Source organism: Streptomyces sp. DvalAA-14, assembly GCF_900091855.1.
Lineage (GTDB): Bacteria > Actinomycetota > Actinomycetes > Streptomycetales > Streptomycetaceae > Actinacidiphila.
The window spans coordinates 1-6,511 of the sequence record NZ_FMCH01000647.1 but is presented as its reverse complement, the minus strand read 5'-3'; the positions used below and the strand labels follow the sequence as shown (position 1 = coordinate 6,511).

General features: G+C 73.3%; 5 protein-coding genes. All 5 read left to right on the top strand.

Features of this window, described 5'->3' with window-relative positions; translation table 11 throughout:
* Nucleotides 1–294: 294 nt before the first annotated feature.
* Nucleotides 295–2,973: a pyruvate dehydrogenase (acetyl-transferring), homodimeric type gene (gene aceE / locus GA0115240_RS34425; RefSeq protein ID WP_093742953.1), complete on the top strand. Its 2,679-nt coding sequence runs from the start codon at nucleotides 295–297 to the stop codon at nucleotides 2,971–2,973.
* Between the two features lie 316 nt (nucleotides 2,974–3,289).
* Complete coding sequence (locus tag GA0115240_RS34420) at nucleotides 3,290–4,285, top strand: GNAT family N-acetyltransferase (protein ID WP_093742951.1); 996 nt, start codon at nucleotides 3,290–3,292, stop codon at nucleotides 4,283–4,285.
* Between the two features lie 125 nt (nucleotides 4,286–4,410).
* Nucleotides 4,411–4,923 carry a DUF4240 domain-containing protein gene (locus GA0115240_RS34415; RefSeq protein ID WP_093742949.1) on the top strand — a complete coding sequence of 171 codons (513 nt, stop codon included), beginning with the start codon at nucleotides 4,411–4,413 and terminating at the stop codon, nucleotides 4,921–4,923.
* Between the two features lie 102 nt (nucleotides 4,924–5,025).
* The gene (locus GA0115240_RS34410; protein ID WP_093742947.1) at nucleotides 5,026–5,928 is read left to right on the top strand and encodes a TIGR01777 family oxidoreductase; all 903 of its coding nucleotides are present in this window, start codon (nucleotides 5,026–5,028) and stop codon (nucleotides 5,926–5,928) included.
* Between the two features lie 302 nt (nucleotides 5,929–6,230).
* Nucleotides 6,231–6,511 (top strand): FAD-dependent oxidoreductase (locus GA0115240_RS34405; RefSeq protein ID WP_256070201.1); only part of this gene is annotated, 281 nt, incomplete at its 3' end.

Genomic DNA, 6,511 nt, shown 5'->3' with positions numbered 1-6,511 from the left:
AGACTTCGTCCGGGGGTACCCCCAGCGCCCCTGCGGGGCGCCGTGCCGGGCGCGGACCGGGCGCTGTCCGGGGCCGGCCGGGCGCCGGGACCCTCTAGGGCGCAGGCGCGAGCCTGGGGGCACCCCGTGCCTCAAAGGCTGACACCCCGTGCCGACTTTCGAAATCATGTCCGTTGCCCATTGATCGATCATCGATCGGCGACGTACCGTGGAACGCGGAGGGGCGAGCCCTGTCATGCCGACCAAGTGAACTCGCACTCTCCACCCCTCCCTCCGTTCGGAAGGCGGCACCCCATGCCCGACGACGACGTACGCCGAACCCGGCTGAGTCAGCTCGACCAGATCCCGGACCGCGACCCGGAAGAGACCGCCGAGTGGCGCGCTTCGCTCGCGGCTGTCACCGCGTCCGCAGGCCCGCACCGGGCCGCGTACCTGATGCGTCGCACCCTGGAGTCCGCCGCGCCCGGTGTGGCGCTGCCGCCGCTGCTGGAGACGGAGTACATCAACACCATCCCCACCGCCGCCGAGCCCGCCTACCCGGGCGACGAGGCGCTGGAGGCCAGGATCACCGCCTGGAACCGGTGGAACGCCGCCGTCATGGTGACCCGCGGCAGCCGGCAGGGCCTGGGCGGCCACATCGCCACCTTCGCCTCGGCGGCCTGGCTCTACGAGACCGGCTTCCAGCACTTCTTCCACGGCAAGGAGGACGGCTCCGGCGACCAGCTTTACCTCCAGGGCCACGCCTCCCCCGGTATCTACGCCCGCGCCTTCCTCGACGGGCGGCTCTCCGAGGCACAGCTCGACCGCTTCCGCCAGGAGGCGGCCGGCGACGGGCTGCCCTCGTACCCGCACCCGCGGCGGCTGCCGTGGCTGTGGGAGTTCCCGACCGTCTCGATGGGCCTCGGCCCGCTGTCCGCGATCTACCAGGCGCGCTTCAACCGCTACCTGGAGCACCGCGGCATCAAGGACACCTCGGCCTCCCGGGTGTGGGCCTTCCTCGGCGACGGCGAGATGGACGAGCCGGAGTCGACGGCCGCCCTGGCGCTGGCCGGCCGTGAGGGCCTGGACAATCTGACCTTCGTGATCAACTGCAATCTGCAGCGGCTGGACGGCCCGGTCCGCCCCAACTTCAAGATCGTGCAGGAGCTGGAGGCGCAGTTCCGCGCCGCAGGCTGGAACGTGATCAAGTCGCTGTGGGGCGTGGCCTGGGACGAGGTCATCGCCCAGGACCTGGACGGCGCGCTGCTCAAGCGGCTGCGGGAGATCCCCGACGCGCAGTTCCAGACCTACGCCACCCGTGACGCGGCCTATGTCCGCGAGCACTTCTTCGGCGCCGACGCCTCGCTGCGCGCGCTCGGCGCCCGGCTGTCGGACGCCAAGCTGCTGGAGCTCTTCCAGACCTCCCGCGCCGGGCACGAGCCGCGCAAGGTCTACGCGGCCTACCGCGCCGCCGTCGAGCACAAGGGCGCCCCGACGGTGATCCTGGCGCAGACGGTGAAGGGCTACACGCTCGGCGCCGGTTTCGAGTCCCGCAACGCCAACCACCAGATGAAGAAGCTGACCGGCGCGCAGTTCCGTACCATGCGCGACCTGCTGGAGCTGCCCATCCCGGACAGCGCGCTGGCCGCGGACCTGGTGCCGTACTGGCACCCCGGCGAGGACTCGCCCGAGATGCGGTACCTGCGCGAGCGGCGCGCCGCGCTCGGCGGCCCGGCCCCGGCCCGCAACGTGGTGGCCAAACCGCTGCCGATGCCCGGCGACAAGCCCTTCACCGCGCTGCAGAAGGGTTCGGGCGGCCAGGAGATCGCCACCACGATGGCGTTCGTCCGGCTGGTCAAGGACCTGATGCGGGAGAAGGAGACCGGCCGCCGCTGGGTGCCGGTGGTGCCCGACGAGGCCCGCACCTTCGGTATGGAGTCGCTGTTCCCGTCGGCGGGCCTGTACTCGCCCAAGGGCCAGACCTACGACCCGGTGGACCGCGACCAGCTCCTGTACTACAAGGAGGCCAAGGACGGCCAGATCCTCAACGAGGGGATCACCGAAGCCGGTTCGCTGGCCGATTTCACCGCCGCGGCCACGTCGTACGCCACGCACGGCGAGCCGATGATCCCGTTCTACATCTTCTACTCGATGTTCGGCTGGCAGCGCACCGCCGACCAGTTCTGGGCGCTCGCCGACCAGCTGGGCCGCGGCTTCGTGATCGGCGCCACCGCCGGCAAGACTACGATGACCGGCGAGGGCCTCCAGCACGCCGACGGCCACTCGCATCTGATCGCCTCCACCAACCCGGCGGCGGTCTCCTACGACCCGGCGTTCGCGTACGAGGTCGCGGTGATCGTCCGCGAGGGCCTGCGGCGGATGTACGGCCCCCAGGCCGAGGACGTCTTCTACTACCTGACGGTCTACAACGAGCCGAAGATCCAGCCGGCCATGCCCGAGGGTGTCGAGGAGGGCATCCTCAAGGGTCTGTACCGCTACCGCACGGCCGAGGGCTCGGTGACCGTGCCGGCCGACGCGCCGCGGGCGCAGCTGCTGGCCTCCGGCACCGCTGTCCACTGGGCGCTGGAGACCCAGCGGCTGCTGGCGCAGGACTGGGGGGTGGCGGCCGACGTGTGGTCCGCGCCGTCCTGGACCGAGCTGCGGCGCGAGGCGCTGGAGTGCGACGCGGCCCGGCTGCACGGCGACGAGCGGGTGCCGTACGTGACCCGCGCGCTGGAGGGCGCACCGGGTCCGGTGGTGGCCTTCAGCGACTGGATGCGCGCGGTGCCGGACCAGATAGCCCCGTGGGTCCGGCAGGACTGGACCTCGGTCGGCACCGACGGTTTCGGCCTGTCCGACACCCGGGAGGGCGCCCGCCGCCACTTCGGGGTGGACCCGCAGTCCCTGGTGGTGCAGACCCTGGCGGCGCTGGCCCGGCGCGGCGACATCAAGCCGCAGACGGTCAAGGAAGCGGCCGTTCGGTACGGCCTGTAAGCACCCCGGCGCCCGGTCCGCGCTGCCCGCCCGTCAGGCGGGCGGCGCGGGCCGGGTCCGGTCAGCGGCGTACGGACGCATGACCCGTCGCCGTATTGCGTGCTGCCGGCCGGAGAGGGCGATTCCGGTCGGCGACGGGGGCCACCCCGGGCCGGGAGACGTGCAGGACACCGCCAACAGCGTGCAGGACACCGGTACCGGGCTGTTTCTGTAACGCCTGTGACAGCGGGGCAAGCGGTGATTCGGCCGGTCGCGGCGAATCTACCGGCCCGAAAGGGATTGCGGGGCTCTGGCGCCAGCGGCTACGGTCCCCCCGATGGCTGCCAACCCAAGCCCGCTGACGGCTCCCACCGCCGAAGACTTCCGTGCCTGGCACCGGGTCCAGGCGGCCGCGCTCGCGCACGACCGGCCCGGCGACCCCATACCGTCCGAAGATGCCCTGCGGGCCGAGCTGACCACGACAGCCAGCACCGCCCGGCACGTGCTGTGGCTGGTCCGCGGCACCGGCGCCGACCCGGTGGCGACAGCCAAGCTCCGGCTGTCCACCGCGCCCGGCCGCCGGCAGCTGGCCCATGTGGAACTGACCGTGCACCCGGCGCACCGCCGGATGGGCGCGGGCTCCCGGCTGCTGGCCACCGTCACCGAGGCCGCCACCGACGCCGGCTGCCGCAGCCTGGCCGCCCAGGTCGTGGTCGGCACCTCCGGCGAGAGCTTTCTGGCCACCCGTGACTTCCTGCCGGTGCTGCGGCTGAGCTGGCTGCGCCTGGCGCTGGACGAGATACCGGAGCCGATCGCCAAGCTGCCCCAGCTCCCCCACCCCGGCTACCGGTTGGTGTCCTGGGAGGGCGTGGTGCCGGACGAGTGGGCGGCCGGCCTGGTCCGCGCCAAGCAGGGCATGGCCGACATGCCCGTGGGCGGCTTCGACCTGGGGCCGGCCGAGTGGGACGAGGAGCGGATCCGCGAGTCCGCCGAGGTCGTCGCCCGGCGCGGCGAGCGGCTGCTGACGGTCGCCGCCGTGGCCGAGGCCGACGGCTCGGTGGCCGGCTTCACCGAACTGGTGCTGCCCGCCGACGACTCCGGCGTCGCCCAGCAGTACGACACCGCGGCGCTGCCCGCCCACCGCGGCCACGGACTCGGCCTGTGGATGAAGGCGGAGATGCTGCGGCTGACGCAGGCCGGACACCCGGAGATCACCGAGGTCATGACGGACAACGCCGACGACAACCGGCACATGCTGGCCGTCAACACGGCGCTCGGCTTCCGCCCCCGGCGGCGTTCGGTGATCTACCAGCTCAAGCTGCGGGTACGCTGACGTGCTCCGGCACATGCCGGGGACTCCGGGACGACCTGGCGGTCCTGGGAAGATCGTAACGACACGGGTGTAACCGGGGCGCTCCGCGTGCGTGCCGGCGCGGCAACCGGGAAGCTGGACGCGTGATGGACGAGACGGAGTTCTGGGAGATCGTCGACAGTACCCGCGAGGATGCGGACGGCGATCCGGAGGAGCATGCGGACCTGCTCGTCGACCGGCTGGCCCAGCTCGACCCGGACGCCGTGGTGGACTTCGCCCGGCATTTCGAGACCCGCTTCGGCCGGGCCTTCCGCTGGGACCTGTGGGGCGCGGCCGACATCATGCTGGGCGGCGCCGACGACGAGGCCTTCGACTACTTCCGCTGCTGGCTGATCGCCCAGGGCCGCCACGTCTTCGAAGGCGCCCTGAACTCCCCCGACGACCTCGCCGTGCTGGTCGAGGACTTCGACCCGGAGAGCGACGGCGACGCGGAGGACGTGGGGTACGCGGCGGACGAGGCATACGAGCAGTTGACGGCCGTCCGCCTCCCCGACCTCGGCCTGCCGGAGCCGGACGCCCCGGAGGGCGACCCGATCGACATGGACGACGAGCGGGCGATGGCGGAGCACTATCCGCGGCTGTGGGCCCGTTTCGCCTGATCCGCCCGGCCGGTCCGGCGCGGCGGGCCTGACCGGCCCGCCGGGCTACCGGGCGGCGGCGCGCCGCGCCTGATGCCGCGTCGGCGGGCCGGGCCCTGCACAATGGCCCCCATGCGTATCGCAGTCACCGGCGCGTCAGGACTCATCGGCTCCGCGCTCGTCCGCTCCTTCGCCGCGGACGGGCACGAGGTGGTCCGGCTGGTCCGCCGGGTGCCCGCCGGGGAGGACGAGGTGCGCTGGGACCCGGAGGCCGGCACGGTGGACACCGCCGGCCTGACCGGCTGCGAGGCCGTCGTGCACCTGGCGGGGGCGGGGATCGGCGACCGGCGCTGGACCGAGGCCCGCAAGAAGGTGCTGCGGGACAGCCGGGTACGGGGCACCGACACGATCGCCCGCGCCGTCGCCGCGCTCGACACCCCGCCGCGCGTGCTGCTGTGCGGCAGCGCCATCGGCTTCTACGGCGACACCGGCGACTCCTGGGTGGACGAGGACAGCCCGGCCGGCGACGGCTTCCTCGCCGACCTGGTCCAGCAGTGGGAGGCCGCCGCCGCGCCGGCCCGCGCGGCCGGCATCCGTACCGCCCACGCCCGTACCGGGCTGGTGGTGTCCGGCGACGGCGGCGCCTGGGGCCGGCTGTTCCCGATCTTCAAGGCCGGGCTCGGCGGGCGGATGGGCAGCGGCCGGCAGTACTGGAGCTACATCGCGCTGCACGACGAGATCGCCGCGCTGCGGCACATCGTCGACACCGACCGCCTGTCCGGACCGGTGAACCTGACCGCGCCGGAGCCGCTGACCAACAGCCAGGTCGCCGCTGCGATGGGCCGCGTGCTGCACCGGCCGGCCCTCGCCGCCGTGCCGGCGCCGGTGCTGCGGATCGCGCTGGGCGAGTTCGCCGGCGATGTGCTGAGCAGTCAGCGGGTACGGCCCCGGCGGCTGCTGGACTCCGGCTTCAGCTATGCCTTCCCGGAGATCGAGCAGGCCATCGGGGCGGCGCTGGAGGGGTAGCGCGTGGGAGCTTCGGCGGGCCCTGACGGGGCCGCCGGGCTGGCCGCCGGGGGTCTTGCGGGCCGGTGCGCGGGGCTCGGGTGCGGCTCGGGTGGGACCGGGTGCGGCTTTCGCGGGCGCGGGCCGGGCGGTCGCCGCGGGCCGCACCGCCCGATCGGTCCGGCGCCGACCGCATCCTTTGCCCTTGATGAGGGCATGCCCTTTACCAGCGTTCGACGGCGTTCGTGGCATGCCCACCAGGCTCCCGCCCTCATCCCGCCGTGCGCGAGCGGGGAACAGACCCATTCTCCGGGAGGGGCATCGTGCTCGTACCAGCACGCCGTCAACGCGCGGCCACCGCCGCCGACGTGATCGTGATCGGCGCCGGACTCGCCGGTCTGTCCACCGCCCATCATCTGACCGGCGCCGGCCTGACAGTCACCGTCCTGGAGGCCACCGACCGGGCGGGCGGCCGGATGGCCACCGACACGGTGGACGGCTTCCGGCTCGACCGAGGACCCCAACTCCTCAACACCTCCTATCCCGAACTCGGCCGGCTGCCCGCGCTGCGGGCTCTGCGGCTGGCCCCGACAGCGCCGGGCGC